Source organism: Capnocytophaga leadbetteri (assembly GCF_003054025.1).
In the GTDB taxonomy this organism is placed as follows: Bacteria; Bacteroidota; Bacteroidia; order Flavobacteriales; family Flavobacteriaceae; genus Capnocytophaga; species Capnocytophaga leadbetteri.
This window is the reverse complement of sequence record NZ_QBKG01000038.1, coordinates 1-1,165: the sequence shown is the minus strand read 5'-3', so window position 1 is coordinate 1,165 and position 1,165 is coordinate 1. Positions and strand designations below refer to the sequence as shown.

At 31.5% G+C, this 1,165-nt stretch carries 1 protein-coding gene; it reads right to left on the bottom strand.

The features are described 5' to 3' along the window. Positions 1 to 14: 14 nt before the first annotated feature. A complete protein-coding gene (locus C8P65_RS11975) occupies positions 15 to 1,112 on the bottom strand; it encodes an ISAs1 family transposase (protein WP_107782985.1) in 1,098 nt (365 codons plus the stop codon). Positions 1,113 to 1,165: the final 53 nt, after the last annotated feature.

The window sequence follows — 1,165 nt, the reverse complement described above, 5'->3', positions numbered from 1 at the left end:
CACGGCGTTCGCATTTAAAGTTTTAAAAGTTTTTCTCTATACTCTGGTTCATAGAGGGCTTCAGCACGTTTCTTTGTTTTGGAACCTTTGTATGTTTGCTCATCATTTAGTAGGGACATTGCAAATTTGCAAATAGTATTAAAGTTAGCAATGGCATTATTGTCCCTTTTTGCTTGGTTATCTTCTCTGAAAATTACATCTAAACTCCAATGCATTGATTCTATTTCCCAATGCCCTCTAATATACTCTGCTATTTTTTCTATATCTTCTTTAAGTGAACTTATATAATAACGTTCGCTCTTTGTTTCTTTGCCTGTTTTCTTTTCACAGACTATTGTATCTACCCGAATAAGAGATTTTACTGTTTGCCATTTTTCTCTATCAGAAACATGAGATAAATCGCTGATAATAGAATACTTACGAATTTCTATTCTTCCGTGTCCTATTTCTTCTGTAGAAAAAATAGAATCTATTTTCTCAAGTTTAAAAGTGTCTTTCAAATTCTGATGAAGTTCTCTTTGATTGTCTTTTACCTGTATAACATAATCAGCTTTTTCCTCTACTATTCGATCTACAATATCCTTTTGACACCCCATAGCATCTATTGAAATTACACAGCCCTTTATCTCTAAGATACTCAACAATTTTGGTATGGCTACAATCTCATTTTCTTTCTTTTTATATACTAATTCTTCTCCTAAGGACATTTTATTCTTTTGACAAAAGGCGGTAAGAATATGTAGAGGATGTCCATCTTCGTCTGAAGAACCTTTAATTGTTTTCCCATCCAAAGAAATTAATTCACTATCAAAATTCTTTAGATTTTGAAGGAAAGATACTAAACATTTAGAAAAATTCTTCCTATTAATGTTCTTAAAAAACTCTCCTAATGTGTCATTAGAGGGAACACCATACTTATAAGGAAAAAACTTTCTTAGCCAGTCTAGTTCCTTTTTTCCAAAATATTCTATCAATTCATAAGTCTCAAATCCGCATAATACTGCGCTGATAGTCAGTAATATAATTTCTTGTAAACTGTGTCTAAAGTTACCTTTGTTGGTTCTCCTGTGATCTTCTAAATCTTTAAATGATTCTGTAAAACAACTATCCATAATATCTTTTTGACAGCAAAGATACTAAGTTATTTTTAAATGCGAACGCCGTG

Coding starts and splice junctions, on each gene's coding strand:
- C8P65_RS11975 (WP_107782985.1), bottom strand. CDS start 1,112: ATGGATAGTTGTTTTACAGAATCATTTAAAGATTTAGAAGATCACAGG.